General features: G+C 69.9%; 23 protein-coding genes and 1 other RNA gene. 11 read left to right on the plus strand and 13 right to left on the minus strand.

Annotated features, from left to right (window positions below):
- Positions 1-60 precede the first annotated feature (60 nt).
- Positions 61-933, plus strand: a complete 873-nt coding sequence (gene htpX, locus ACAM42_RS04220; protein ID WP_056575841.1) for a protease HtpX — start codon at positions 61-63, stop codon at positions 931-933.
- 91 nt (positions 934-1,024) lie between these two features.
- On the opposite strand, the gene ACAM42_RS04225 is transcribed toward htpX, so the two are convergent.
- The 7 genes from ACAM42_RS04225 to hmpA form a co-directional block, all read right to left on the minus strand.
- Positions 1,025-1,570, minus strand: a complete 546-nt coding sequence (locus tag ACAM42_RS04225) for a hypothetical protein (protein WP_070060168.1) — start codon at positions 1,568-1,570, stop codon at positions 1,025-1,027.
- Positions 1,567-2,010: a hypothetical protein gene (locus ACAM42_RS04230; RefSeq protein ID WP_070060167.1), complete on the minus strand. Its 444-nt coding sequence runs from the start codon at positions 2,008-2,010 to the stop codon at positions 1,567-1,569. Before ACAM42_RS04230 ends, ACAM42_RS04225 begins: the two co-directional genes overlap by 4 nt.
- Positions 2,011-2,155: 145 nt before the next feature.
- Positions 2,156-3,166 (minus strand): ProQ/FinO family protein, encoded by a 1,011-nt coding sequence (locus ACAM42_RS04235; protein WP_369631211.1) that lies wholly within the window; start codon positions 3,164-3,166, stop codon positions 2,156-2,158.
- Positions 3,167-3,276: 110 nt separating this feature from the next.
- The gene (locus ACAM42_RS04240) at positions 3,277-3,834 is read right to left on the minus strand and encodes a VUT family protein (RefSeq protein ID WP_369631212.1); all 558 of its coding nucleotides are present in this window, start codon (positions 3,832-3,834) and stop codon (positions 3,277-3,279) included.
- 2 nt (positions 3,835-3,836) lie between these two features.
- Positions 3,837-5,462, minus strand: coding sequence for an NAD(P)/FAD-dependent oxidoreductase (locus ACAM42_RS04245; protein ID WP_369631213.1), 1,626 nt, complete (start codon positions 5,460-5,462; stop codon positions 3,837-3,839).
- A 73-nt stretch (positions 5,463-5,535) separates the two neighbouring features.
- The gene (cysK, locus tag ACAM42_RS04250; protein WP_062478599.1) at positions 5,536-6,456 is read right to left on the minus strand and encodes a cysteine synthase A; all 921 of its coding nucleotides are present in this window, start codon (positions 6,454-6,456) and stop codon (positions 5,536-5,538) included.
- Between the two features lie 115 nt (positions 6,457-6,571).
- Positions 6,572-7,756 carry an NO-inducible flavohemoprotein gene (hmpA, locus tag ACAM42_RS04255; RefSeq protein ID WP_369631214.1) on the minus strand — a complete coding sequence of 395 codons (1,185 nt, stop codon included), beginning with the start codon at positions 7,754-7,756 and terminating at the stop codon, positions 6,572-6,574.
- A gap of 135 nt (positions 7,757-7,891) precedes the next feature.
- On the opposite strand from hmpA, the gene norR reads away from it, so the two are divergent.
- The 7 genes from norR (at position 7,892) to ACAM42_RS04290 (ending at position 15,274) form a co-directional block, all read left to right on the plus strand.
- Positions 7,892-9,478: a nitric oxide reductase transcriptional regulator NorR gene (norR, locus tag ACAM42_RS04260; protein ID WP_369631215.1), complete on the plus strand. Its 1,587-nt coding sequence runs from the start codon at positions 7,892-7,894 to the stop codon at positions 9,476-9,478.
- 59 nt (positions 9,479-9,537) lie between these two features.
- Positions 9,538-9,906: RNase P RNA component class A (rnpB, locus tag ACAM42_RS04265), an RNA gene on the plus strand.
- Between the two features lie 158 nt (positions 9,907-10,064).
- Positions 10,065-10,523 carry a MarR family winged helix-turn-helix transcriptional regulator gene (locus ACAM42_RS04270; RefSeq protein WP_095948323.1) on the plus strand — a complete coding sequence of 153 codons (459 nt, stop codon included), beginning with the start codon at positions 10,065-10,067 and terminating at the stop codon, positions 10,521-10,523.
- Positions 10,524-12,635: an FUSC family protein gene (locus ACAM42_RS04275; RefSeq protein ID WP_369631216.1), complete on the plus strand. Its 2,112-nt coding sequence runs from the start codon at positions 10,524-10,526 to the stop codon at positions 12,633-12,635.
- Positions 12,632-12,838 carry a DUF1656 domain-containing protein gene (locus tag ACAM42_RS04280; protein ID WP_062483051.1) on the plus strand — a complete coding sequence of 69 codons (207 nt, stop codon included), beginning with the start codon at positions 12,632-12,634 and terminating at the stop codon, positions 12,836-12,838. Before ACAM42_RS04275 ends, ACAM42_RS04280 begins: the two co-directional genes overlap by 4 nt.
- A 25-nt stretch (positions 12,839-12,863) precedes the next feature.
- On the plus strand, positions 12,864-13,796 hold the full coding sequence (locus ACAM42_RS04285; protein WP_369631217.1) for an efflux RND transporter periplasmic adaptor subunit: 933 nt from the start codon (positions 12,864-12,866) through the stop codon (positions 13,794-13,796).
- Complete coding sequence (locus ACAM42_RS04290; protein WP_369631218.1) at positions 13,793-15,274, plus strand: efflux transporter outer membrane subunit; 1,482 nt, start codon at positions 13,793-13,795, stop codon at positions 15,272-15,274. Before ACAM42_RS04285 ends, ACAM42_RS04290 begins: the two co-directional genes overlap by 4 nt.
- 30 nt (positions 15,275-15,304) lie before the next feature.
- Here the strand turns inward: ACAM42_RS04290 and ACAM42_RS04295 are convergent, their stop codons facing one another.
- The 3 genes from ACAM42_RS04295 to ACAM42_RS04305 form a co-directional block, all read right to left on the minus strand.
- Positions 15,305-15,874, minus strand: coding sequence for a hypothetical protein (locus ACAM42_RS04295; protein WP_369631219.1), 570 nt, complete (start codon positions 15,872-15,874; stop codon positions 15,305-15,307).
- Positions 15,875-15,959: 85 nt separating this feature from the next.
- A complete protein-coding gene (locus tag ACAM42_RS04300; protein ID WP_369631220.1) occupies positions 15,960-16,688 on the minus strand; it encodes an RNA pseudouridine synthase in 729 nt (242 codons plus the stop codon).
- The gene (locus ACAM42_RS04305) at positions 16,685-18,367 is read right to left on the minus strand and encodes an MBL fold metallo-hydrolase (RefSeq protein ID WP_369631221.1); all 1,683 of its coding nucleotides are present in this window, start codon (positions 18,365-18,367) and stop codon (positions 16,685-16,687) included. Before ACAM42_RS04305 ends, ACAM42_RS04300 begins: the two co-directional genes overlap by 4 nt.
- A 110-nt stretch (positions 18,368-18,477) precedes the next feature.
- On the opposite strand from ACAM42_RS04305, the gene ACAM42_RS04310 reads away from it, so the two are divergent.
- On the plus strand, positions 18,478-19,482 hold the full coding sequence (locus ACAM42_RS04310; RefSeq protein WP_369631222.1) for a Bug family tripartite tricarboxylate transporter substrate binding protein: 1,005 nt from the start codon (positions 18,478-18,480) through the stop codon (positions 19,480-19,482).
- Here the strand turns inward: ACAM42_RS04310 and ACAM42_RS04315 are convergent, their stop codons facing one another.
- The 3 genes from ACAM42_RS04315 to ACAM42_RS04325 all read right to left on the minus strand — a co-directional run bounded on the left by ACAM42_RS04315 (position 19,483) and on the right by ACAM42_RS04325 (position 22,148).
- Complete coding sequence (locus ACAM42_RS04315; protein ID WP_369631223.1) at positions 19,483-20,313, minus strand: TorF family putative porin; 831 nt, start codon at positions 20,311-20,313, stop codon at positions 19,483-19,485.
- A 50-nt stretch (positions 20,314-20,363) separates the two neighbouring features.
- On the minus strand, positions 20,364-21,311 hold the full coding sequence (locus ACAM42_RS04320; RefSeq protein ID WP_369631224.1) for a DMT family transporter: 948 nt from the start codon (positions 21,309-21,311) through the stop codon (positions 20,364-20,366).
- Positions 21,312-21,380: 69 nt separating this feature from the next.
- Positions 21,381-22,148: a GntR family transcriptional regulator gene (locus tag ACAM42_RS04325; protein ID WP_369631225.1), complete on the minus strand. Its 768-nt coding sequence runs from the start codon at positions 22,146-22,148 to the stop codon at positions 21,381-21,383.
- 167 nt (positions 22,149-22,315) lie between these two features.
- Between ACAM42_RS04325 and ACAM42_RS04330 the strand changes: the two genes are divergently transcribed.
- The gene (locus ACAM42_RS04330) at positions 22,316-22,543 is read left to right on the plus strand and encodes a DUF3311 domain-containing protein (RefSeq protein ID WP_369631226.1); all 228 of its coding nucleotides are present in this window, start codon (positions 22,316-22,318) and stop codon (positions 22,541-22,543) included.
- Complete coding sequence (locus ACAM42_RS04335) at positions 22,540-24,015, plus strand: sodium:solute symporter (RefSeq protein ID WP_139701409.1); 1,476 nt, start codon at positions 22,540-22,542, stop codon at positions 24,013-24,015. Before ACAM42_RS04330 ends, ACAM42_RS04335 begins: the two co-directional genes overlap by 4 nt.
- Positions 24,016-24,036: the final 21 nt, after the last annotated feature.

The following is a 24,036-nucleotide window of genomic DNA, read 5'->3' on the forward strand; positions in this document are numbered from 1 at the left end:
CTTGAAGAGGGCCCCGGGGCCCTTATCTAAGGGGGCAGATTTCCCCACGGAGAATTCAACTTGAAACGTATCCTTCTGTTTGTCCTGACCAACGTGATGGTCGTTGCGGTGCTCGGCGTGGTCGCCAGCCTGCTCGGCGTCAACCGCTTTCTCACGGCCAACGGGCTCAACCTGACGGCGCTGCTCGGCTTCGCGCTGGTGATGGGCTTCGGCGGCGCGATCATCTCGCTGCTCATCAGCAAGCCCATGGCCAAGTGGACGGCCGGCCTGCGCATGATCGACAACCCCCAGTCGCCCGACGAGGCCTGGATCGTCGGCACGGTGCGCAAGTTCGCCGACAAGGCCGGCATCGGCATGCCCGAGGTCGGCATCTTCGAAGGCGAGCCCAATGCCTTCGCCACCGGCGCGTTCAAGAACTCGTCGCTCGTGGCGGTGTCCACCGGCCTGCTGCAGGGCATGACGCGTGAAGAGGTCGAGGCCGTCATCGGCCACGAAGTCGCGCACATCGCCAACGGCGACATGGTCACGATGACGCTGATCCAGGGCGTGATGAACACCTTCGTCGTGTTCCTCTCGCGTGTGATCGGCTATGCGGTCGACAGCTTCCTGCGCCGCGGCGACGACCGCTCGTCGGGCCCCGGCATCGGCTACTACGTGAGCACCATCGTGCTGGACATCGTGCTCGGCTTCGCCGCCGCGATCGTGGTGGCCTGGTTCTCGCGCCAGCGCGAGTTCCGCGCCGACGCCGGCGCCGCCGCACTCATGGGCAACCGCCAGCCGATGATGAACGCACTCGCCCGCCTGGGCGGCCTGCCGGCCGGCGAACTGCCCAAGGCCGTGGAAGCCATGGGCATCACGGGCGCAATGGGCAAGCTGTTTGCCACGCACCCGCCGATCGAAGAGCGCATCGCGGCGCTGCAGAACGCGCGCTGAGCACAGACAGGCCGCGCAGCGGCACAAAGAAAAAGGGGCTGGTGATTCACCAGCCCCTTTTTCATTCACCGAAGAACGGTGTGTCGTTCGCTCAGAGGTTGAGCGCCGAGACGGCTTCCAGGCCCTGCTTGATGTTGTTGCGCGCGGCACCTTCCACCGACATGCGCAGGCGGGTCGTGCCGACGAGCGAGTCGAACGCGCCGCCCGTGTAGGTCGACTTGATGACCTGGCGCATCGCCACCGACTTGTCGGAGGTCTTGATGAGCGACCAGCCCGCTTCCATGTCGACCGTGAACGCGGCGCCGAACGTGGGCTTGGTCAGCTTGACGATCGAGACCGACAACTCGTAGTCGCCGCTCTTGCCTTTGACGACTTCCTTGAACAGGGCCGATTGCGTGACCGACTTCTCGATGGCGGCACCCAGGTCTTCGTTGGTGATGTCCGAGCTCCACAGCGGGTTCGTTTCATTGCCGCCGCCGGTCTTCACCGACACCGAGTAGGGCAGCTTCTTGCTCGAAGCGATGCTGGTGGGCGTCATGGCCTCGCGGTTGGCCGACGAGGCGCAGCCCGCGAGCACGACGACGACGGAGAGAACGGCCAGGGCGCCTGCGCGGCGAAGGGTGGTGGTGTTGATCATTTGGTTTTGTCCGATTCTTTGAAGATGTTGCCGACCACTTCGTCGACCATTTCGGGCGGCGAGAGGCGTGTGAGGGAGGTGTGGAGCGAATTGCCGGTGGCCAACGGGTAGTCGGACTTCGGTTCGCGGATCGTGACGGTGAGCTCGACGAGGTACATGGTGATGTCCCACATCCACTTGTCCACGTAGGTGACGACAGCGTCGACTGGCTCGGGGGGCTTGGCTTCTTCCGTGACCTCGAAACCGCGTTTGCGCAGATTGCCGGCAATCAGCTTCTGGAGCGTGCCATCTTCACCCTCGAGCTTCCTGACCTGCACCACGCGCAGCTTGTCGAGATTTGCCGAGGGATCGACGGTCGCTGTTGCGCGGTTGACCGCGCAGCCGCTCGCGAACACGGAAACAGCCACGGCCGCGAGAAGCAGCCTGATGACTCTTTTCAAATGAACTTCTCCTCCGCCCGGAATGGGCCGAAGGAATGTAGCTGGAAATGTGTAAAAACGTTTCCTGAGCGCCGATCCCTGGCGAAAAATTCGCCGCGCCGCAGTCAGACTGCACAGTTGCAGCCTTCTGGGCGCTTCAGGCCGTTCAATTGCCGGTGGCGGCAGGCTCGTCGGACGCGGGCGTGTCCGGTGCGGATTCGGCGGCTTGCGGCGCAGCTTCTGGTACTGTTTCCGGTGCCGCTGCGGTCGCAGCGGCGGCGGCCTCTGCCGCAGCCTCGGCCCGCTTCTTGTCGTCCCGCACGCGCTGCAGCGTGCGCGTCACGTCGCCGGGCTTCATGCCGTACATGTCGGCGAATTCCTGTTCGCTGCGACCGCTGGCTTCGAAGGCGCGCAGCAGGGCTTCGCGCTTGGCGGCCTGCTGGGCGAGTTCGGCCAGGGCTTCGTCGACGACGGCGTTGTTGTTGGCGTCGCGCGAGCGCACCAGCACGGCATACGCCTCGTGGTCGAGGCCCGAGGCTTCGATGGCCTTGGCGATGCGCGTCACCAGCTGCGGACGCAGGTCTTCGCCGGGGTTGCGGTGCGAGCGGCGGCGGTGCAGCTCGAGGATGGCGTGGTGCACGTGCTCGGGCGCGACCGGGTCGAGCGCGTTGCCGTCGAGGTCGTGGCGCGCATGGCCGGCGGCCACGCTCTCGAGGTAGCGCGTGGAGCGCGCATGCTGGCCCATCGCGATCTTCAGGTCTTCGGCCTTGAAGTCTTCGGGATGACGCGCGATCAGCTCTTCGTACACGCCGAGCTTCAGCGGCACGAAGCGCGCGCCGAAGAGCTGCGGGTACAGCTCGAACAGGCGCTCGAGCACGGGGTTGACCTTGCGCGGTGCGCGTTGGGCTTCGGGCTGTTGTTGCTGTTGCGGCTGCTGTCCGCGCGGCTTGCGCCCTTGCTGCGGCTGCTGCTGCCCGTGCGGGCGCTGCTGCTTCGCCCGCGGCGGGCGTTGTTGCTGCTGCTGTTGCGCGGGGGCGGGCTGCGCCGCCGACGCGTCAGCGCCTGCGTCGGTGCCCGCGCCGGCCTTCAGCTGCTGCAGCTGCTCGGCCATGTCCGGGCGCTGGCGCCGTGCGTTGCGCGAGTTCGTGTTCGGGGCGGCGGTGGATGCGTCGGTCATACGGAAGGCTCGGCGATGGGCGCGAGGGATGGAAAGAGAAGAAAAAGAACAACCGGTCCCGCGCGGTCAGCGCGGCCGGAACATCCTGCGGGTATTGTCAGGGCGGATGGTCATGCGCGTGCAGTGCCTCGGTCACCTCGGTCAGGGACCTGCCGCCCGATCAGCAGCCGGAACGGCAGCAGCATCAGCACGCCGACACCGAGCTTCACGCCCAGGTCGCCGAGCGCCCAGGTGAGCCAGGGGCCGTCGGTGCCCGCGAAGGCGATGCCCCAGAAGACGATGCTGTCGAGCACGGCCGCGATCACCGTGGCCACCAGCGGCGCGCGCCACCACAGGCCCCGGCGCAGGCGGTCGAACACGCGGATGTCCAGCAGCTGCGAGGCGATGAAGGCCAGGCCCGAAGCGGCGGCAATGCGCGCCGGCGCGAGCCGCAGCGACACCGCCACGGCCACCGCGAAGCCGACCCACGCCACGCGCCGCGCCATGCCGGGGCCGAAGCGCCGGTTGACGAGGTCGCTCACGAGGTAGGCCACCGGGTAGGTGAAGGCGCCCCAGGTGAGCCAGTCGTTGATGGCGAACTGCACCAGGAGGTTGGACGCGAGCACCACGGCGGCCATCGCCAGCGTGGCGACGGCCAGCTGGCCGGTGGTGGGACGGTGAAAGTGCATCGTCAAACGGCGCTGCCGAGCACGCTGCGCGCCACGGCCTCGGCCACCTTGATGCCGTCCACGCCGGCCGACAGGATGCCGCCCGCGTAGCTCGCGCCTTCGCCGGCCGGGTAGAGGCCGCGCACGTTGAGGCTCTGGAAGTCGTCGCCGCGCGTGATGCGGATGGGGGACGAGGTGCGCGTTTCCACGCCGGTGAGCACGGCGTCGTGCGTGTCGAAGCCCTTGATCTTGCGACCGAAGGCCGGGAAGGCCTCGCGCATCGCCTCGATGGCGTAGGCGGGCAGGGCCTGGTGCAGGTCGGTCGGCGTCACGCCGGGCTTGTACGACGGGATGATGCTGCCGAGCGCGGTCGAGGGCTTGCCGGCGATGAAGTCGCCCACCAGCTGGCCGGGCGCGTGGTAGTTGCTGCCGCCGAGCACGTAGGCGTTGCTTTCGAGCTGGCGCTGCAGCGCGATGCCTGCCAGCGCATCGCCGGGGAAGTCCTTCGGGTCGATGCCCACCACGATGCCCGCGTTGGCGTTGCGTTCGTTGCGCGAGTACTGGCTCATGCCGTTCGTGACCACGCGGCCCGGCTCGCTGGTGGCCGCGACCACGGTGCCGCCGGGGCACATGCAGAAGCTGTAGACCGAGCGGCCGTTGCTGGCGTGATGCACCAGCTTGTAGTCGGCCGCGCCCAGCAGCGGGTGGCCCGCGTGGCGGCCCCAGCGGGCGCGGTCGATCAGGCCCTGCGGGTGCTCGACACGGAAGCCGATGGAGAAGGGCTTGGCCTCGATGTGCACGCCGCGGGCGTGCAGCATCTCGAAGGTGTCGCGCGAGCTGTGGCCCAGCGCCATCACGACGTGGTCGGCGCGCAGCTCGCTGCTGGTGCCGGTGGTCTGGTCCAGCACCGTCAGGCCGCGCAGGTGACCGTCTTCGATGTGCACGTCGGTCACGCGCTGCTCGAAGCGGATCTCGCCGCCGAGCGCGACGATCTGCTCGCGGATGTTCTCCACCACCTTCACCAGCTTGAAGGTGCCGATGTGCGGATGCGCAACGTACAAAATTTCGGGCGGCGCGCCGGCCTTCACGAACTCTTCCATCACCTTGCGGCCGAGGAAGCGCGGGTCCTTGATCTGGCTGTAGAGCTTGCCGTCTGAAAAAGTACCGGCGCCGCCTTCGCCGAACTGCACGTTCGACTCGGGGTTCAGCACGCTCTTGCGCCACAGGCCCCAGGTGTCGCGGGTGCGCTGGCGCACGGTCTTGCCGCGCTCGAGCACGATGGGCCTGAAGCCCATCTTCGCGAGCATCAGCGCCGCGAAGATGCCGCAGGGGCCGAAGCCGATCACCACGGGGCGCGTGGCGTCCGCGGGCGCCTGGCCCGGCGGCGTGTAGCGCATGTCGGGCGCGGGCTGGATGTGCGGGTGGGCGGCGTGCTTGGCCAGCAGCGTGGCTTCGAGCGCGGCGTCGGCCAGCTGCACATCGCAGATGTAGACCGTGAGCAGGTCGACCTTGCGGGCGTCGAAGCTGCGCTTGTAGACGGTGTGGGAGGCGATCGCTTCGGTCGGAACGTCGAGCGTTCGGGCGATCAGGGTGGCCAGCGCCTCTGGGGCGTGGTCGAGCGGGAGTTTGAGTTCGGAGATTCGCAGCATGTCGTGGGGCTTGTGGTTATCAAGCAGACCGACGATTTTAAGCGCCCGAGGCGCTATGAAACTTGTAGCTGGATCAGGCGGGCAGGAAGCCCTCGACCGACAGGTAGCGCTCGCCCGTGTCGTAGTTGAAGCCCAGCACCACCGCATCGGGCGCCAGCGAGGGCAGCTTCTGCGCGATGGCCGCGAGCGTCGCGCCCGACGAGATGCCGACCAGGATGCCTTCCTCGACCGCGCAGCGGCGCGCCATTTCGCGCGCCGGCTCTGCGTCGACCTGCAGCACGCCGTCCAGCAGCGAGGTGTCCAGGTTCTTCGGGATGAAGCCCGCGCCGATGCCCTGGATGGGGTGGGGTGCCGGCGCGCCGCCCGAGATCACGGGCGAGGCCACCGGCTCCACCGCGAACACCTGCAGCTTGGGCCACTTCTTCTTCAGCACCTTCGCCACGCCGGTGATGTGGCCGCCCGTGCCCACGCCGGTGATGAGCACGTCGATGCCCTCGGGAAAGTCGGCCGCGATCTCTTCGGCCGTGGTGCGCACGTGCACGTCGACGTTGGCGGGGTTGTTGAACTGCTGCGGCATCCACGCGCCCGGCGTGCCGGCCACGATTTCCTCGGCGCGGGCGATCGAGCCCTTCATGCCGTTGGCGCGCGGCGTGAGGTCGAAGGTGGCGCCGTAGGCCAGCATGAGGCGGCGGCGCTCCACCGACATGCTGTCGGGCATCACCAGGATCAGCTTGTAGCCCTTGACGGCCGCGACCATCGCCAGGCCGATGCCGGTGTTGCCCGAGGTGGGCTCGACGATGGTGCCGCCGGGTTTCAGCGCGCCGCTCTTCTCGGCGTCTTCCACCATCGACAGCGCGATGCGGTCCTTGATCGAGCCGCCGGGGTTGGCGCGCTCCGACTTGATCCAGACCTGCTGCTTCGCATGGCCGAACAGGCGGTTGATGCGGATGTGCGGCGTGTTGCCGATGGTCTGGAGGATGTTCTGGGCCTTCATGGAATCTCCTTGGGTGCGAGGGTCGGATGGTCAGCGCGCATTGTGGCGCCCCCTGGGCCGGGTTGCACCCGGCCCGCGACCGTTTCCGCACGAGGGGATGGCGGGCCGTTGCGGTTCAGGCCTCCAGGGCTTCGAGCGGCCCGAAGAACTCGTAGCGAAGCTGCTGCTTCGGCACGCCGAGCGCCAGCCCGTTCGCATACACCGCCTGCATGAAGGGCTTCGGTCCGAGAAAGTACAGGTCGACGTCGCGGTCGGCCGGCAACAGCCCGGCCAGCAGCTCGCGGGTGACGAAGCCGGTCGCGTGCGGCGTGTCGCTCTCGCGCGGCGCGTCGTAGACATACAGCGGCTTCACGTTCGCATGCCGCTGCGCGAGTGCGTCGACGCGGGCGCGGAACGCATGCGCGCCGCCGTGCCGCGCCGCATGGACGAAGTGCACCGGCCGGCCCGTGTGCGCCACCGATTCGAGCATGCTCATCGCGGGCGTGATGCCCACGCCGCCCGTCACCAGCACGAGGGGACGCGCCTGCTCGCCCGCGGGCTGCAGCACGAAGTCGCCGCACGGCGCCTGCACCTGCAGCCGCGTGCCGACCGCGGCGGCCGCGTGCAGCCAGTTCGAGGCGCGGCCGCCTTCTTCCTTCTTCACGCTGATGCGGTACCACGGCTTGCCCGGTGCGTCGGACAGCGAGTAGTTGCGTCGCACCGGCTGGCCGTCGATCTCCAGCACCAGCGTGAGGTACTGCCCCGGCGAGAACGCCAGCAGCGCGCCGCCGTCCACGGGCTCCAGGTAGAACGAGGTGATGACCTCGCTTTCGTCTTCGCGCCGGGCCACGCGGAACTCGCGCGTGCCGCGCCATCCGCCGGGCTGCGCCGCGTTGGCGCTGTAGACGGCTTCTTCCGCGGCGATGAGCAGGCCCGCCAGCGATTCGTAGGCCTCGCCCCATGCGGCGATCACCTCGTCGGTCGCGGCATCGCCGAGCACCTCCTTCACGGCCCGCAGCAGGTAGTGGCCGACGATCGGGTAGTGCTCCGGCAGCACGCCCAGAGCCGCGTGCTTCTGGATGATGCGGGGCAGGGCGCCGGCGATTGCTTCGAGCCGGTCGATATGCGCGCCGTACGCGATGACCGCCCCCGCCAGCGCGCGCGCCTGCGTGCCGGCCGCCTGGTGCGCCTCGTTGAAGAAGGCCTTCACCTGCGGATGGCCCTCGAACATGATCTTGTAGAAGTGGCTGGTGATGGCCTCGCCGTGGGCCTGGAGTGCGGGCACGGTGGACTTGACGATGGCGATGGTTTGCGGGTGCATGGTCTGGCGCTTCCTCTGTTGAGATGCCTTTGTCTTTTCACGATCCGTGCCAGCCGGAAGACCTCTGCAAGTGCTTGATCCCATTGGGGATTTGTTGGGCGTGGTCAAATTCACAACAAATTCGAGGTTGTACTTATGACCACATTGCGTGTCGATTCGACCACCGAGGCCTCACCACCCGAGCCCGAAGCCGAGGCCGCCCGCTACCGATCGCTGCTCGCCGCCGCGCGCGGACTGGTCCGCTGCGATGCCGCCGCGCTGCTGCAACTCGACGTCGACGTGCTGAAGCCCGTCGCGGTCGACGGCCTGAGCGATGAAACCCTCGGGCGCCAGTTTCCCGTCGCCGCCCATCCGCGCTTCGCGCGCCTGCTCGACAGCGAACGCGGCCTGCGTTTCGCCCACGACAGCAACCTGCCCGACCCGTACGACGGCCTCGTCGCCGGCCAGCCGGGCATCCTGCCGGTGCACGACTGCATGGGCGCGCCGCTGCGCCTGCGCGGCGCCGTCTGGGGCCTGCTCACGCTGGACGCCCTGGAGCCGCACGCCTTCGATGCCGTGGGCCCGGCGCAGATGGAGGCATTGATCGCCCTCGTCGAAACCGGCATCGAGGCCGCCGACACGATCCGCGAGATGCAGGCGCGCGCGATGCGCGAGCAGGCCGTGGCGCAGGCGCTGCGCGCAGGCCGCGGCGCGCCCCGCGAGCTGCTGGGCAGCAGCCCGGCGATGAAGCAGCTGTGCCACGAGATCGACACCGTCGCCGTGTCCGACCTCACGGTGCTGCTGCTCGGCGAAACCGGCGTGGGCAAGGACCTGGTCGCGCAGCGCCTGCACGCGCGCTCGCGGCGCAGCGAGCAGCCGCTCGTGCAGGTCAACTGCGCGGCGCTGCCCGAGTCGCTGGCCGACAGCGAACTCTTCGGTCACAAGCGCGGCGCGTTCACCGGCGCCGTGCAGGACCGCGACGGCAAGTTCGAGATCGCCGATGGCGGCACGCTCTTTCTCGACGAGGTCGGCGAACTGCCGCTGAGCGTGCAGGCCAAGCTGCTGCGCGTGCTGCAAAGCGGCGAGGTGCAGCGCCCCGGCAGCGACCGCATGCGCAAGGTCGACGTGCGTGTGATCGCGGCCACCAACCGCGACCTGCCCGCGGCGATTGCGCAGGGGCGTTTTCGCGCCGACCTGTACCACCGGCTGTCGGTCTATCCGCTCGTGGTCGCGCCGCTGCGCGAGCGGGGGCGCGACGTGCTCGTGCTCGCCGGCAGCTTCCTCGAGGAGAACCAGCACCGGCTGGGCGCGCGCAACCTGCGGCTCTCGCCGGCGTCGAAGGCCGCCATGCTGGCGCACGGCTGGCCGGGCAATGTGCGCGAGCTCGAGCATGTGATCAGCCGCGCCTCGCTGCGGGCGTTCCGGGAGCAGCCGCGCGGCTCGCGCTGGACGGCCATCGAACCGCATCACCTGGCGCTGGACAGCGCCGCCGTCGTGGGAAGCGCCGTGGCAGTGCCCGTGCAGGCCCCGGCGAACGAACACGCGGGGCCTGCCATCGCGGGCGGCACGCTGCGCGACGCAACCGAGGCCTTCCAGCGGGCCTGGCTCTTGGAACTGCTCGCCCGCCACGGCGGCCGCGTGGCCAGCGCCGCGCGCGAGGCCGGCATCGACCGCAGCAACTTCCATCGGACGCTGCGCAAGCTGGGCCTGGTGCAGGCCGGTGACAGCGAAACGCCCGGCTGACGACCGGCGCGCGATACCGCTTGAAGGGTCATTGATGGGGCGGGCGATAATCGAGCGGTGAAGCACGCCAGACCGCCGCTGGTGCAAGCCCGAAAGGGACGATGCTCTGCCTTCGGGCAACAGCATCGGGTCGAAAGATCGCACTGGAGGAACGTCCGGACTGCACAGGACAGCGCAGGAGTTAACGACTCTCCACCGTGAGGTGAGGATCAGAGCAACAGAGACGAGCCGATTCAGTTCGGGTGAAACGGGCAATCTCTGCGCGCAGCAACACCAAGTAGGCCAGTATTGAGGTGGTTCCGCTGAGCTGGCGGGTAGGTGGCATCGAGCCGTTTGGCGACAAACGGCCCAGAGTAATGGCGGTCACGCCGGGGTCTTCGCAAGAGGGCCCCGGTGCACAGAATCCGGCTTATCGGCGAGCTTCACACTTTTCTTTCTCTCTCCCTTTTCCCTGGGCTGCGCGCTGACGTCGTGCGCGGTCGCGTGCAAGACTCGGTAGAAACCCGTACAATTGTTAGCAAGCTAACTAATTGATAACGCCGTGGCCGATACCGAACCCATCTCCCCGTTGCGCGAACACGCGCTGATGCGGCTCGGCACCTCGCTGTCGGTGCTCCAGCGCGGCTACCGCGCGGCGGCCGACAAGGCGGTGGCGCACGTGGGCCTGTCGCAGACGCTGGCCTGGCCGGTGGTGGTGCTCGGGCGCATGGAAGACGGCGTGCGTCAGGGCACGGTGGCCGAGGCGCTGGGCATCGAGGGGCCGTCGCTGGTGCGCTCGCTCGACCAGCTGGTCGAGGCCGGCTTCGTCGAGCGCCGCGAAGACCCGGCCGACCGCCGCGCCAAGACGCTGCACCTCACGCCCGCCGGCCGCGCCGTCTGCGAGCCCATCGAGGCGGCGCTGCGCCAGATGCGCGCCGCGCTGTTCGACGGCATTCCCGACGAGGACATCGCCGCCACCTTGCGCGTCTTCGGCGCGCTCGAGGCCAAGCTCGGCCGCAGTGCCGCCGGCATGCAGAGCCTGCAGCAGGAAGGGCGCGGCTCGTAAATGGCGATGTCGATGGCGCTGCCGCGCTTCACCCGCGCGGAAGTTCTCTTTTCCGTCAAGAGCTTCGCCGCCGCGATGCTGGCGATGTACCTGGCCAGCCGCGCCGGCCTGCCGCGCCCGTTCTGGGCGCTCATGACCACCTACGTCGTCGCCCACCCGCTGGCCGGCGCCGTGCGCTCCAAGGCGGTGTTCCGCTTCTGCGGCACGCTCATCGGCAGCGTCGCCACCGTGCTCATGGTGCCCGCGCTGTCCAACGCGCCCGAGCTGCTCACGCTGGTGCTCGCGCTGTGGGTGGGGCTGTGCCTGTATGTGTCGCTGCTCGACCGCACGCCGCGCTCGTACGTCTTCATGCTCGCGGGCTACACGGCGGCGCTGATCGGCTTTCCGTCGGTGCAGACGCCGCTCGTGCTGTTCGACACCGCCGTGGCGCGCGTGGAAGAGATCGGCCTGGGCATCTTCTGCGCCACGCTGGTCCACAGCCTCGTGCTGCCCGCGGGGCTCGCGCCCACCGTGCTGGGCCTGCTCGACCGCACGCTGAAAGACGCGCGCCAGTGGATCGGCGACCTGTTCCAGCCCGGCGACCGCAGCACCCCCAAGGACGCCGACCCCAAGCGCCTGGACGACGACCGCCGCCGCCTCGCCGGCGACATCACGCAACTGCGCCTGCTCTCGACCCACGTGCCCTTCGACACCACGCACCTGCGCTGGACCGCCGGCGCGATCCGCGCCATGCAGGACCGCGTGGCGGCGCTCACGCCCGCGCTGTCGGCCGTCGAAGACCGGCTGCAGGCGCTGGCGCAAGCCGAAGGCCGCCTCGCGCCCGACGTCACCGCCGTGCTCGCGCTGGCCGCGCAGTGGCTGCGCGACGAAAGCGACCCGGCCGCCGACGCGTCGGCCCGCCTGCAGGCGCTGCGCCAGGCGATCGGTGCGCTGGGCAGCGCGCAGGAGCCGGGCTTCACGCCCTGGGCCCGCGCCCTGCGCATCGGCCTCGCGGGCCGGCTCGAAGAACTGGTCGACGGCTGGACCGCCTGCGCCCGGCTGCGCCGCGACATCGACGAAGGCCTCAAGGGCGGCGCGCCGCTGCGCCGCACGGCCGCGCTGGGCCAGCGCGCGATGCACCGCGACCACGGCATGGCGCTGCTGTCGGCGCTGGCCGCCGTCATCGCCATCTGCGTGTGCGGCGCGTTCTGGATCCTCACCGGCTGGACCATGGGCTCGGCCGCCACCATGATGGCCGCCGTCTTCTGCTGCTTCTTCGCCACCATGGACGACCCCGTGCCCGCGATGCACGGCTTCCTGAAGTGGACGCTATGGTCCATTCCCATCTCGGCCGTCTACGTGCTCGTGCTCATGCCCACGGTGCAGGACTTCGGCATGCTCGCGCTGGTCTGCGCGCCGCTGTTCCTGGTGCTGGGCCTGTACCTGCCGCGCCCGACCCACTTCATGGCCGCGATGGCGCTGGTCTTCGGCGTGTCGGGCACGCTGGCGATGCACGACACCGCCAGCGCCGACCTCGTGAGCTTCATCAACAGCATGACCGGCCAGATCGTCGGCGTGGTGATGGCCGCGCGCGTCACGCGGCTGGTGCGCTCGGTGGGCGCCGACTGGAGCGCGCGCCGCATCCAGCGCGCCACCTGGCGCGAACTCGGCGACATGGCCGCCTCCACCCAGCCGCAGTACGCGCAGAGCGACGCCTACGCCGTGCGCATGCTCGACCGCATCGGCCTGCTGGCGCCGCGCATCGCGCAGGCCGGCGGCACCGTGGAAGGCCTGGCCGCCAACGACGCGCTGCGCGACCTGCGTATGGGCGCCGACATCGCCGTGCTGCAGCGCGTGCGCGCCCAGCTGCCGATGGCCACCTCGGCCGCGCTGCTCGGCGGCATCGCGCGCTTCTTCCGCCAGCGCGGTGAAGGCCGCATGGCGCCGCGCCCGGCGGCGCTGCTGCCGCAGATCGATGAAGCGCTAGCGTCGGTGCTCGCCGCACGCGACACCTCCACCGCGTCGCGCGCCGCCGTCACCGCGCTGGTCGGCCTGCGCCGCAACCTGTTCCCCGACGCACCGCCTTCGCTCGCGGCTGTGTCTTCCTCTTCACCGCAAGGAACTTCCGCATGATCGGCGAAGCCAGTTTCTACGGGCTCTACGTGCCCTGGCTCATGCTGCTGGCCGGCGCCGCGCTGCTCGCCCTGTGGGGCGTGCGCCGGTTGCTCGCCGCCACCGGGCTGTACCGCTGGGTGTGGCACCCGGCGCTGTTCGACATGGCGCTGTACCTGCTGCTGCTGTACGGCCTGAGCCGCCTCACGGCGCACCTGCAATGACAACGCAAACCACACAGAGATTCCCATGAAAGCCAACCCCTTCGCAGACAACCCCCGGGCCCAGAGCCTGCTGCGCGTTCTCCTCACCGTGGCCGTGGTGGCCGCCGCCGTCTGGGCGGGCTTTCGCCTGTGGGACCACTACGAGCTCGCGCCGTGGACCCGCGACGGCCGCGTGCGCGCCAACGTGGTCCAGATCGCGCCCGACGTCTCGGGCCTCGTCACCGCCGTGCCGATCCGCGACAACCAGCCGGTCGTCGCTGGCACGCTGCTGTTCGAGGTGGACCGCGCGCGCTACGACCTGGCCGTGCGCCAGGCGCAGGCCGCGCTCGCCGCACAGCGCGCCGTGAGCGCCCAGGCCCAGCGCGAGAACGCGCGCAACACGGGGCTCGACGAGCTGGTGTCGAAAGAGTCGCGCGAACAGACCCGCGCCCGCGTCGAGCAGGCCCAGGCCGCCGTCGCGCAGGCCGAGGTGGCGCTCGATTCGGCGCGCCTCAATCTGCAGCGCGCCGAAGTGCGCGCGCCGGCCGACGGCCTCGTCACCAACCTCGACCTGCGCCAGGGCAGCTACGCCGCCGCCGGCCGGCCGGTGCTCGCGCTGGTCGATGCGCAGTCGTTCTACGTCGAGGGCTACTTCGAAGAAACGAAACTGCCGCGCATCCACCTGGGCGACCGCGTGCGCGTGACGCCGATGGGCGGCGGCGCGGTGCTCGAAGGCGCGGTCGACAGCGTGGCCGCCGGCATCGCCGACCGCGACCGCTCCACCAGCGCCAACCTGCTGCCCAGCGTGAACCCGACCTTCAACTGGGTGCGGCTGGCGCAGCGCATCCCGGTGCGCGTGAAGCTCGATCCGCTGCCCGAAGGCGCGCGCCTCGTGGCCGGCCAGACCGTCACGGTGCAGGTCCTCGAACACGACGCGGCCCCCACAGCCCACGCTGCCGCCGAACCGAAGAAGGGATGACCGCCATGACCCGCTTCGCCTTTCGCATGGCTTCGCTCGCGGTCGCGGCCGGGCTCGCGGCCTGCGCGGCGGTCGGCCCCGACTACCGGCAACCGCCCGAGGCGCTGGCCAGCCAGCCCGCTGCCGGCAAGCCGTTCGCCGAAGCACCGGCGAATGCCGCGCCGCTGCCCGCGCACTGGTGGCGCCTGTACCACGACCCGCTGCTCGACCGCCTCGTCACCCAGGCCCTTGCGCACAACACCGACCTGCGCCAAGCCGTCGCCAACCTCGAGCGCGAACGCGCCATCGAAACCGAGGTGGCCGGCGCCAAGTACCCGACCATCGGCGTGAACGGCGGGCCGTCCTTCGGCCACGTCTCGGGCCTGTCGCTGCTGCAAAAGGGCTACGAGCCGCCGAACACCTTCAACTACAGCGCGGGCGCGTCGCTGTCGTACCAGGTCGACCTGTTCGGCCAGATCCGCCGCGCCATCGAGGCCTCGGCCGCCAGCAGCCAGGCTGCCGAAGCCGCGCTCGACCTCGTGCGCGTGAACGTCGCGGCCGGCACCGCGCGCGCCTACGCCGAAGCCTGCTCGACCGGCCTGCGGCTGCAGATCGCGCAGAAGTCGGTCGCGCTGCAACAAGACGCCGTGAACGTCACCGAGCGCCTGCAGCGCGCGGGCCGCGCCGGCGCCATCGACGCCGGGCGCGCGCGCGCCCAGCTCGCGCAGCTCGATGCCGCGCTGCCGCCGCTGAAGGCCCAGCGCCAGGGCGCGCTCTACCGCCTGGCCACGCTCACCGGCGCGCTGCCGCAAGACTTTCCGCGCGAGGTGGCCGACTGCACCACGCCGCCGCGCGTGGCCGGCGCGCTGCCGGTGGGCGACGGCGCCGCGCTGCTGCGCCGCCGGCCCGACATCCGCCAGGCCGAGCGCAGCCTCGCTGCCTCCACCGCGCGCATCGGCGTGGCCACGGCCGACCTTTATCCGAAGGTGACGCTGGGCCTGTCGGGCTCGTCGGCCGGCCATGCCACCGGCTTCGGCCGGCAGGACACGCTGGCCTGGAGCGTGGGCCCGCTGATCTCTTGGACCGTGCCCAACACCGGCGCCGCGCAGGCCCGCATCGCACAGGCCGAGGCCGGCACGCGCGCCGCGCTCGCCAAGTTCGATGGCACCGTGCTCACGGCGCTGCGCGAGACCGAGACCGCGCTCGGCACCTACGCCCGCGAGCTCGACCGCCGCGCCGCCCTGCAGGCCTCGCGCGACGAAAGCGCCAAGGTCGCCGCGCAGGCGCGCCAGCTGTACCGCAACGGCCGCACCGCCTACCTGGACGCGCTCGACGCCGAACGCGCATTGGCCGGCGCCGACGCCGCCTTGGCCGCCAGCGACGCGCAACTGGCCGACGACCAGGTCGTGCTGTTCATGGCGCTCGGCGGCGGCTGGGAGCCGGCCGATGACGCGCTCGCACAAAGCCAACAAGGCAAGCCCGCCACGACCGTCCGCTGAGCGGCACGTGCCGCTCGCCGGCCGCAACGCTCAGCGCGTGAACAGCCAGCCGCCCTTGGGCTGGCGCGTCAGCTCGTGGCGCTTGATGGCGCGCTCCTCGCCGTCGTCGCCCACGTAGACCACGTCGAAGCGCAGCAGCCGGGGCGACACCAGTTTCCAGTTCTGGATGCGCTGCACTGTCACGCAGGCGGTCTTGTCGTGGTACTGCATCTCGGCCATCGGCCCGCCCTGGAAGCCCGTGCCGTCGAACAGCCGGCCGGGCGCCGCGAAGGGGTTGAGCACCGCGCCGTTGCGCGCCGTGATGCAGCCTTCGGTACGCAGGAAGGATTCGATGGTCGGCGACGCGCTCCCCACCACCTTGCCCACCGCGGGGCTCGGTGGCTTGCCGCCGACGGCTTCGCGGATGCGTTCCACCTGCACCGCGGTGATCGGCGCGAGGCCGTCCTTGGAAACCACGGCGGGCGGGGCGGCTGTTGTCGCTTCGGTCGGCGAACCGACCGGCGCGTCCGGGAACAGCAAGGCCGTGAGGTAGCTGCAGCCCGCCAGCAGCGTCAGGGGCAGGGTGCAGGCCAGGGTGCGGATCGGTGTGCCGAACTTCATGGTGCTGGTATCTCCCGTGTGCGGCGCGGGGCCGCTGTCGTCAGGTGGCAGTTTGCGGTGCTGCCTCGTCGTCCTCAAGCCGCTTTCAAAAACGCTCGTGCGGTGCCAGGTAGCGCCACTGGCCCGGCTGCAGCCCGGCCAGCGAGACGCGGCCCACGCGCAGGCGCCGCATGGCGACGATGCGCAGGTTCACGCCGTCGCAGATGTGCGCGATCTGCCCGGGCCGCGCGCCCTTCAGCGCAAAGCGCAGGCCGGTCTGCTCGGGCGACTGCCGGCCGATGCTCACGCGCGCGGGCGAGCGCTCCAGCCGCGCCAGCACTTCGGGGCTCACCGGGCCGGCCACGTCGACCATCACTTCGTGTTCGAGGATGCCCGCGTCTTCCTGCAGTTTGCGCTCGATGCGCCATTCCTGCGTGTAGGCCACGAGGCCGCTGGCGCCGGTTTCGAGCGGCGTCATGCAGCGCTGGCCGCGCGCATGCGCCGGCAGGAAGCGCTGGCCCTCGCGCTCGGGCTCGTGGTGGTTGGCGGCCACCAGCAGCTGGTGGGCGTTGTCGGTCGGCATGCCGGCGGGCTTGTAGAGCACCATCGTCACCGGCACCACGGGCTCGGGCCGCGCACCGGCGGCAATCTCGACCTGCTGGTGCGCCTGCACGCGCGATTGCGGCAGCAGGGCGGGCACGCCGTCCACGCGCACCGCGCCGTTCTCGATGAGCAGCTCGGCCTCGCGGCGCGACACCTGGGCCAGCGCGGCCACGCGCTTGGCCAGGCGCACGCCTTCGTCGTCGGGCGCAGAGGGGCGGTTCGAGCGGTTCATCGCGCGTCGGCCAGTTGCCGGATGCGCGCCACGTGCGCCGCCAGCGAACGCGCTGCCACCGGCCACATGCGCTCGGGCACGTCGTCGTAGGCGAGCGGCAGCCACTGCTCGGGCGTGCCGTCGGGCAGCCGCTGCATCGCGGCGGCGATCTTGGCCTCGCGCTTGAGGCGGTGCGCCTTCAGGTGCGCGATGGCCGTGCGCGCAAAGCCGATCACGTAGCCGTGCGCCGGCAGGATGAAGTCGATGCCGCCGGCCGCGCAGGCCGCGTCGAGCTTGTCGAGCGAATCGAGGTAGGCGGTCATGTCGCCGTCCGGCGGATCGACCACCGTCGTGCTGCCATTGAGGATGTGGTCGCCCGAGAACAGCAGGCCGTCTTCCTCAAGCACCAGGCACAGGTGATTGGCCGCGTGGCCGGGCGTGTGGATGGCGCGCAGCGTGTGCACGAGCGGCGTGCCGTCGGGCGCGGTGCCCGAGAGCACCAGCCGTTCGCCGTCGGCCAGCTCGCGCTCGGCGCTGAAGCGTGCGGTGGAGCGCGCCGTGGGCGCGGACGACAGCCCGAGGATCGGCGGCTTGCGCTCGGCGGCGCACAGCGCCTGCAGCGGCGCAGCGCCCGGCGAGTGGTCGGCGTGCGAGTGCGTGCAGACGATCAGGCGGATGTCGCCTTGCGTGGCCTCCATCAGTCGCGCCAGGTGCGTGGCGTCGTTCGGGCCCGGGTCGATCACGAGGTAGCCGGTGGCCGCGTCGCCCACGAGGTAGGTGTTGGTGCCCGGGCCGGTCATGGCGCTGGGGTTCGGCGCGGTGAGGCGCTGCACGTTCTTCAGCAGCGCCACGGGCTGCGTGCTCTGCCAGTCGAGCGCGTGCGCGATCTGGCCGTCGGGGCACACCAGCGCGAGCTCGCCGAAGGGCGACTCGTGTTCCATGTAGCGCGCGTCCTCGCCCTTGAGCAGGCCGGCGCGCGGGCAGCTGGTCCACAGCGGCTTCTCCTGGCCGTCGGCGCCGGGCGCGCAGGCCGCGAGCACCGCATCGACCGTCGCGTAGGCCGCCATGCGCTGCAGCGTGCGGATGGTCGGGAAGATCATGAAGAAGCTGCCCGCCTCGTGGCGCGCCAGCGCGTCGGCCGGGCGCACCCAGCAGGGCTCGAACTGCTCGCTCTCGTCGGCCGTGGGCGTCTGGCCCTCGGGCATGCGCGCCACCAGGAAGGGCACGTCGAAGCGCTTGGGCAGGTCGCGGTCGGTGATCCAGTGCGCGAAGGTGAAGACCTCGTCGGCCGACAGCACCAGGCCGCGCGCGGCGCACTGGTCGGCGAAGGCCGTGCCGGCGGTGGCGTTGCGGTCCATCGCGGCGACCTCGCCGGCGCTCACCGCGCGACCGTCGGCGTGGCGGGCCAGCAGGATGCCCAGCTCTTCGAAGGCTTCGCGGATCGCGGCGATGGCCTGCGTGTGCTGCGTGTCGCTCTGCGTGGCGCGGCGTGCCGCGATGCGCGCGGCGGCGGCGTCGGCCGCATCGATGTGGCCCCCCGGAAAGACGTAGGCACCGGGTGCGAAGCTCGCGGTGGCCGAGCGGCGGGTCATCAGGACCTCCAGGCCGGCGTCGGTGTCGCGCAGCAGCAGGACGGTGGCGGCGGCGCGCACGGGCACCGGCTCGCGATGGATGTGGAGTTGTTGTGTGGGGCGGACCATGGAGCGATTATGGAGAGGCAAGGGGCGCGGTGCATAAGCACATGTGCAAACAGATATCAGCCGCGCGCCACAATCGGCGCCTGCACCGTCCGCCTCGAAGAAAGACCGACATGGCCCATTCTCCCTTCCCGCGTCGCGCCCTGCTGGCCGCTGGCGCCTTGCTCTGCACCGCTGCCGCATCGACCCTGGCGCTGGCCCAGCCCGACTGGCCGCAACAACCCGTCATACTGATCATGGGCTTCCCGGCCGGCTCGGGTGTCGACGTGGTCGCCCGCGCCATCCAGGAGCCGCTGTCGCGCCAGCTCGGCAAGCCCGTGATCATCGACTACAAGTCGGGCGCCGCCGGCAACATCGCCAGCGAGTACGTCGCCCATGCCAAGCCCGACGGCTACACGCTCTCGTTCGGCACCGCCGCCACGCACGGCAGCAATGCTGCGCTGTACAAGAAGCTGCCCTTCGACGTGGAGGCCGACTTCGTGCCCGTGGCGCCCGTGCTCGACGTGTCGAACGTGCTCACCATCAACCCCGACGTGATCAACGTGCGCACGCTCAAGGAGTTCGTCGAGCTGGTGAAGGCCAACCCCGGCAAGTACAACTACGCCTCCACCGGCAACGGCGCGGGCACGCACATGGCCTTCGCCGAGTTCAACTCGCGCCTGGGCCTGAACATGGTCCACGTGCCCTACAAGGGCGGCCCCGAGGCCATCACCTCGGTGGTGCGCGGCGAGACCTGCTGCATCATGAACCAGGTGCAGACCGTGCTGCCGCACTACAAGGCCGGCAAGGTGCGCCTGCTGGGCGTGACCACCGCCACGGCGGTGCCGGCCGTGAAGGAAGTGCCGACCATCGCCTCCAGCGGCCTGCCGGGCACCAAGGGCTTCGACAGCGCCATCTGGTTCGGCATCTTCGCGCCCAAGGGCACCGACGCGCACATCGTCGACAAGCTCAACGCCGCCGTGAAGACCGTGCTCGAGCAGCCCGAGATCCGCGAGCGCTTCGAGAGCCAGGGCAACACCGTGCGCATCGAGTCGCCCGCCCAGTTCAAGAAGACCGTGCACGCCAACCGCGTGAAGTGGGCCGAGGTCGCCAAGGCGGCGAACATCAGCATCGACTGATCACAGCGTCTTGGTCAGCGTGAGGATGAAGCGGGCCTTGTTCGGCGAGTAGGTCGTCTGGCCGATGGTGCCGAAACCGTAGTCGAAGCCCGGGTTGGCCACGGAAACGTACGAACTCTTCTTGTTCGCGCCCTGCACCGAGCCCGTGAGCGTGAGGCCGCTGCCGAAGTCGTAGGTCGCGCCGACGTTGTAGTCCACGTAGCTCCTATAGCCCAGGCTGCGGATGTCGCTCGACATGTTCGTGTAGCCCACGGCCGCCTTCAGCGTGACCTTGGGCACGATCTCCTTGCTATAGGCCAGGTTCAGGTAGCCGGTGTTGCGGCCCGTGCGGCCCGAGCCGGTCTTGGCGCCGGCGTAACCGAAGTAGTCCTTCGACACCGTGTGCGAGTACTTCAGCGTGAACGAACCGAGCGTGGCGTCGGTGTAGCCCGCGCTGGCGTACAGCTCCGTCGTGTTGCCCGTCGAATTGCCCGGGTACAGGTAGGTGAGGGCACCGACGTCCATGTCGACCGGGCCGGCCTTGAACTTGTAGCCGCCGTACAGGTCGCTCTCGATGCTGTTGCCCTTGAGCCAGTTGACGCTGGAGTTCCAGTTGCCGACGTAGAAGCCGCTGTCGCCGAAGGCGTAGTCGAAGCCGCCCTGAATGGCGGGCTTGAAGCCCTTGGTCTTGGCGTAGTCGTTCTTGCCGATCATGTCCTGGTCCTGGCCGCGGAACTTGTAGTTCGTGGTCAGCGCCACGTTGCCCGTGAGCTGCGCATTGGCGAGCATCGGCAGGGCGAACAGGGTGGGAAGAACGAGCACCGGCAAGGCGGTGCGAAGGAGGTGTTTCATCGAAAGAATTCGCTAACGGATGGAGGAGCCGGCAGCGTAGAAGCGCGGGTCTAAAAGCCGCGTAAAAAACGAAGGCCCCGGCGCAAAAGTTGTGTGTCGGGCACCGTCATCGCGACCACGCCCACCACCACGCAGGCCAGCCCGACCCACGCGGTGGGCGCCAGCGTCTCGCCCAGGCACACCACGCCGATCGTCACGCCGATGGGCACGCGCAGGTAGGCCTGCGCCGAGGTCGACATCGGCCCCAGCGTCTTGATGAGCCGGAAGTAGATCGTGAAGGCCAGCGCCGTGGACAGCACCGCCAGCGCCAGCACGGCGAGCATCGAGGCGGTGGAGGGGGCGAGCGTCCAGGGCCTGTCGATCGCCAGGCTCGCGGGCACGAGCAGGGCGGCGCCGCTCAGCAGCGAGCCGGCCGCGGGCACCATCGGGTCCAGGCCCTTGAACACGCGGCCGAACATCGCGGCGCAGCCGTAGCAGACAGCGGCCACCACCAGCGCCAGCTGTGCCAGCAGCGAATGCCCCAGCCCCTGCAGCGCCTCGAAGCCCACGATCAGGCAGATGCCCGCCAGCCCCGCTCCCACGCCGAAGAGGCGCTGCAGCGTGGGCTTGCCCGCGCCGCCCAGGCCCCACCCCAGCAGGAAGATGAAGATCGGCGAGGTCGAGTTGAGGATGGTCGCCAGCCCCGCATCCACGCTGCGTTCGGCCCACGCGATCAGCGTGAACGGTAGCACGCTGTTCAGGCCAGCCTGCAGCGCGAAGCGCCGCCACGTCGCGCCATCTTTGGGCAAGCGCACGCCGCGCACGCGCAGCACCGCGAGCAGCAGCAACCCGGCGATCAGGGTGCGTGCCGCGATCAGCGTGACCGGCGGGATCGTCGCCACGCCGATCTTGATGAAGGTGTACGAGGCGCCCCAGCAGGTCGCGAGCACCGCGAGCAGCGCCCATTCAAGGGCAGGGGTGTGGGGTTGGACTGAAGCGGCGAGCGGGGTCGTTGGCATGGTGCGCCGATCTTCGCGAGACCGGCCCCTCGACACTTCGCTCATGGGCGAAATGTGGGCGCGAAAGCCTCAGTGACCGTGCCCGTGGCTTCGCGCCGGCGCAGCGCCGTTCAGCAGCGCCGCCAGGTCCACTTCCTGCTCCGCCGCCGCGCCCGCGATCACGCGCTGCTCCAGCTCGTCCAGGTGCTCCAGCGCCACGGCCAGCGCGGCGTCGAGCGAGTCGCCCATGAGTGCTTCGATGATCTGTTCGTGCTCGCGCGGCGCGCAGCTCGCGGCTTCGGCCGAGTCGTACAGCGCCTTGTACAGCTCGGTGTTCGCGATCAGCCGCCGGATGTACGACAGCAGCTCGTCGCTGCCCGCCATTTGCGCGAGCAGCAGGTGGAAGTCGCCGGCCAGGCGGATCGCGTCCTCGCGCCGGCCTTCCTTGAACGCCTTCTGCTCCGCCTGCACGTGCTTGCGCAGCGCGGCCACCTGGTCGCGCGCCAGCCGGCCGAACAGCGTGGCGACCAGCCCGGCCTCCACGATGCGGCGCGCGCGGTAGATGCCGCGCATGTCGTCGATCGACGGGTTGGGCACGAAGGCGCCGCGGTTGTGCTCCAGCACCAGCCGCTTCTCGGAGCCCAGCCGCGCCAGCACCTTGCGCACCGCGCCGCGCGTGCAGCCCAGCGCCTCGGCCAGCGCGCGCTCGCGCAGCGGCGTGCCGGGGCGCAGCTTGCCGCTGAGCAGCGCCTTGGACACGGCGGCGTAGACGCGCTCGTCCACGTTCGCGTCGTCGGCGGACTCGATGGGTTCGGTCGAAGGGGCGGGCGCGGCGGATCGGCGGGTGGCGGCAGGCATGGGCCTGCGGATTATTGCCTGCACCCCGCCACCTCCGGGAAAGCCCCCGGATTGACGCGGCCCGCCTGGCTCCGTACCATTCGCGCCGTTTGGTTAACCAAAAAATATAAAATGGTTAACCAAAAGAAGATCGAATCTCCAACCACCCGAACACACAGAGACATCCCATGAAACTCGCCAAATGGCTGGCCCTGCTGCCGGTCGCCGCCTTCTTCAGCGGGGGATGGCTGTCGTCCGTCGCGCCCACCTTCGTGCTCGGCATGCCCTTCCTGATGGTCTGGAACGTGAGCTGGCTGGTGCTGACCTCGCTCATCATGGTGGTGATCGACCGCGCCGAAGGCGACCTCGACGCGCAGGATGCGCAGGCCGCCAAGGTCGCAGGAGACGCGCGATGAACGCCGCACTCGGCGTGATCGCGCTCTTCGTGGCCGGCGCCCTGGGCCTGGCCGTGCTCGCGCGGCGCGGGCGCACCATGAGCCTGGAGCAATGGGCACTGGGCGGGCGCGGGCTGGGCACGATCATGGTGTTCCTGCTCATGGCGGGCGAGTCGTTCTCGACCTTCACCTTCCTGGGCGCCAGTGGCTGGTCGTACAGCAAGGGCTCGCCGGCCTTCTACATCCTGGCCTACGGCGGCCTGGCCTACCTCATGGCCTTCTGGATGCTGCCGGCCATCTGGCGCTACGCCACCGCGCACAAGCTGGTGTCGTTCTCCGACTTCTTCGCCCACAAGTACGACAGCCGCCCGCTCGGCGTGCTGGTGTCGGTGGTCGCGCTCATGGGCATGGTGGCGCTGCTCACCATCCAGCTGCGCGGGCTGGGCATCATCGTGTCGGAGGCCTCGTACGGCTCCATCGCGCCGCAGGTGGCGATCTGGATCGGCACGCTCGTGATGGTCAGCTACATCCTGTTCTCGGGCATCCACGGCTCGGCCAGCATCGCCATCGTGAAGGACATCCTGATCCTCGTGCTCGCCGTGTTCCTGGGCGTGTACCTGCCCTGGCACTACTACGGCGGCGTCACGCCGATGTTCAGCGCCATCCACGCGGCCAACCCCAGCTTCTTCGAGTTTCCGAAAGAGGGCCTGAACCTCACCTGGTACAACTCGACCATCCTGCTCACGGCGCTGGGCTACTACCTGTACCCGTTCAACCTGACCTCGGTGTACGCCGCCCGCAGCGCGAGCGCGGTGCGCCGCAACACCATCCTGATGCCGCTGTACCAGGTGGTCATCGCCTTCCTGTTCCTGGTGGGCTTCGCGGCCATCCTGCAGGTGCCGGGGCTCAAGGGCTCCGAGGTCGACCTGGCCCTGTTCGGCCTCGTGAAGCACACCTTCGACCCGTGGTTCGTGGGCGTGATCGGCGGCACGGGCGTGCTCACCGCGCTGGTGCCGGGCTCGATGATCCTGCTCACCGCTTCCACGGTGATCGGCAAGAACGTCTACAAGGAAGGCTTCGCGCCCCACGCCACCGACAAGCAGGTCTCGCGCGTGGCGCGTGGCGTGCTGCCCGTGTTCGCGCTGGTGGCCGTGTACTTCGTGCTGCGCGGCGGCACCACCATCGTGGCCGTGGCCATCTTCGCGTCGAGCCTGCTCACGCAGCTGCTGCCCTCGCTGCTGTTCAGCCTGCTGAAGAAACCCTTCGGCAGCAAGCACGCCGCCTTTGCGGGCATCCTCGCGGGCGGTGCGGTGCTGGCCTTCACGATGACCACCGGCGCGAACCTGGGCACGCTGTTCCCGGCGGCGCCCGTGGTCTTCAAGTCGCTCAACACCGGGCTGGTGGCGCTGGCGGTCAACGCGCTGGTCTTCGTGGCGGTGGCGCTCGTCACGCCGCGCGTGCTGCCGCGCACCGTGGCGGCGCAACCCGCCTGACCGGTCTTCTCTTGCCCCTGA

The sequence above is a fragment of the Variovorax sp. V35 genome (assembly GCF_041154465.1).
Taxonomy (GTDB): Bacteria; Pseudomonadota; Gammaproteobacteria; order Burkholderiales; family Burkholderiaceae_C; genus Variovorax; species Variovorax boronicumulans.